Annotated in this window: 2 protein-coding genes; both read left to right on the top strand. The window is 75.6% G+C overall.

From position 1 onward, the window contains the following. The first annotated feature begins 152 nt into the window (after window positions 1–152). The gene (gene fmt / locus GTW67_RS08600; protein WP_161164216.1) at window positions 153–1,085 is read left to right on the top strand and encodes a methionyl-tRNA formyltransferase; all 933 of its coding nucleotides are present in this window, start codon (window positions 153–155) and stop codon (window positions 1,083–1,085) included. 80 nt (window positions 1,086–1,165) lie between these two features. Further along, window positions 1,166–2,584, top strand: coding sequence for a transcription antitermination factor NusB (locus GTW67_RS08595; RefSeq protein ID WP_161164215.1), 1,419 nt, complete (start codon window positions 1,166–1,168; stop codon window positions 2,582–2,584). Window positions 2,585–2,616: the final 32 nt, after the last annotated feature.

The following is a 2,616-nucleotide window of genomic DNA, read 5'->3' as shown; positions in this document are numbered from 1 at the left end:
GTCTCCCACCCGCGCACCACCCGTTCGCCGTCGATCAAGGGGCTGAGCTCTCCCGTGGGGGTTGATCGCCGTCGGCGGCCGGCCGTGGGTGTCGGGCTCGTAGACTGGTGCGTCGCCCGCAACCGCCCCCGCCCGAGAGGCCCGTCCCACCCATGAAGCTGGTCTTCGCCGGTACCCCCGAGGTCGCCGTTCCCGCCCTGGACGCCCTGATCGCCTCCGAGCGTCACGAGGTGGCCGCCGTCGTCACGCGGCCCGACGCTCCGGCCGGGCGCGGGCGCCGGCTGGTCGCCTCTCCCGTGGCCGAGCGGGCGGAGGAGGCCGGGATCGAGGTGCTCAAGCCCGCGAAGCCCCGCGACCCCGAGTTCCTGGAGCGGCTGCGCGAGATCGCCCCCGACTGCTGCCCCGTCGTCGCCTACGGCGCCCTGCTGCCCCGCGTGGCGCTGGACGTGCCCGCCCAGGGCTGGGTCAACCTGCACTTCTCGCTGCTGCCCGCGTGGCGCGGCGCCGCGCCCGTGCAGCACGCGCTGATGGCGGGGGACGAAATCACCGGGGCGTCCACCTTCCTCATCGAGGAGGGCCTGGACTCCGGCCCCGTCTACGGCACGGTCACCGAGACCGTCCGCCCCACCGACACCAGCGGCGACCTGCTGACCCGGCTCGCCTTCGCCGGCGCCGGACTGCTCGCCGCCACCATGGACGGCATCGAGGACGGCAGCCTGAAGGCCGTGCCGCAGCCCGCCGACGGCGTCACCCTCGCCCCGAAGATCACCGTCGAGGACGCCCGGATCGACTGGAACGCACCGGCGCTGCGCGTGGACCGGGTGGTGCGCGGCTGCACCCCCGCCCCCGGCGCCTGGACCACCTTCCGCGGCGAGCGCCTCAAGCTCGTGCAGGCCGTGCCCGTGCCCGACCGCACCGACCTCGCCCCCGGGCAGCTCGCGGCCGGCAAGAACAACGTGTACGTCGGCACCGGCTCCTACGCCGTCGAGCTGGTGTGGGTGCAGGCACAGGGCAAGAAGCCGATGCGAGCCGCGGACTGGGCGCGCGGGGCGCGGATCGCCGAGGGCGAGCTGCTCGGCGGCTGACCTGCACCTCCGCAGCACCGCTCACCGGCCCGGCGTACGCTGGTGAGCGCACTTCACCCCACACCCGGAGCACCTTTTTCGTGAGCGAGCAGCCTCGTCGTCCCCGCAAGTCCGGCAAGCCGTACCGCAGGCCCCAGAAGGACCCCGTCCGCATCCTCGCCTTCGAGGCGCTCAGGGCCGTGGACGAACGGGACGCGTACGCCAACCTCGTCCTGCCGCCGCTGCTGCGCAAGGCCCGCGAGAAGGACGACTTCGACGCCCGGGACGCGGCGCTCGCGACCGAGCTGGTGTACGGGACGCTGCGCCGGCAGGGGACCTACGACGCGATCATCGCCGCGTGCGTGGACCGGCCGCTGCGCGAGGTCGACCCGCCCGTGCTGGACGTGCTGAGCCTCGGCGTGCACCAGCTGCTCGGGACGCGCATCCCGACCCACGCCGCCGTGTCCGCCTCCGTGGAGCTGGCGCGCGTGGTGCTGGGCGACGGACGGGCCAAGTTCGTCAACGCCGTGCTGCGCAAGGTCGCGCAGGACGACCTCGACGGCTGGCTGGAGCGGGTCGCGCCGCCCTACGACGAGGACCCCGAGGACCACCTCGCCGTCGTGCACTCGCACCCGCGCTGGGTCGTCTCCGCGCTGTGGGACTCCCTCGGCGGCGGCCGGGCCGGCATCGAGGAGCTGCTGGCCGCCGACAACGAGCGCCCCGAGGTCACCCTCGTCGCCCGACCCGGCCGGGCCACGGCCGAGGAGCTGCTGGACGAGGAGGCCGCCGTGCCGGGGCGCTGGTCGCCGTACGCGGTGCGGCTGAGCGAGGGCGGCGAGCCCGGGGCCGTCGAGGCCGTACGGGAGAACCGGGCCGGTGTGCAGGACGAGGGCAGCCAGCTCGTCGCGCTCGCCCTGGCCAACGCGCCCCTGGACGGGCCCGACCGGCGCTGGCTGGACGGCTGCGCGGGGCCCGGCGGCAAGGCGGCGCTCCTCGGCGCCCTGGCGGCGGAGCGGGGCGCCTTCCTGCTCGCCTCCGAGAAGCAGCCGCACCGGGCCGGGCTCGTGGCCAAGGCCCTGGACGGCAATCCGGGGCCGTACCAGGTGATCGCCGCCGACGGGACCCGCCCGGCGTGGCGGCCCGGCAGCTTCGACCGCGTCCTGGTCGACGTGCCCTGCACCGGCCTCGGCGCCCTGCGCCGCCGTCCCGAGGCGCGCTGGCGCCGCCGCCCGGAGGACCTGGACGGCTTCGCCCCGCTCCAGCGCGGGCTGCTGCGCAGCGCCCTGGAGGCGGTACGGGTGGGCGGCGTCGTCGGCTACGCGACCTGCTCACCGCACCTCGCGGAGACCCGCGCGGTCGTCGCCGACGTCCTCAAGCAGCACCCGGACACCGAGCTCATCGACGCCCGCCCCCTCCTCCCCGACGTCCCCGACCTGGGCGACGGCCCCGACATCCAACTCTGGCCCCACCTCCACGGCACGGACGCGATGTACCTCGCTTTGATCCGCCGCACGGCATAGGCGCCCCGTCAGGGGCGCGGGGAACTGCGCGA

The organism is Streptomyces sp. SID5910, from assembly GCF_009862125.1.
Classification (GTDB): domain Bacteria; phylum Actinomycetota; class Actinomycetes; order Streptomycetales; family Streptomycetaceae; genus Streptomyces.
Note: the sequence above shows the minus strand (reverse complement) of the source record. Positions and strands in the feature narration are given on the sequence as shown.

Coding starts and splice junctions, on each gene's coding strand:
- fmt (WP_161164216.1), top strand. CDS start 153: ATGAAGCTGGTCTTCGCCGGTACCCCCGAGGTCGCCGTTCCCGCCCTG.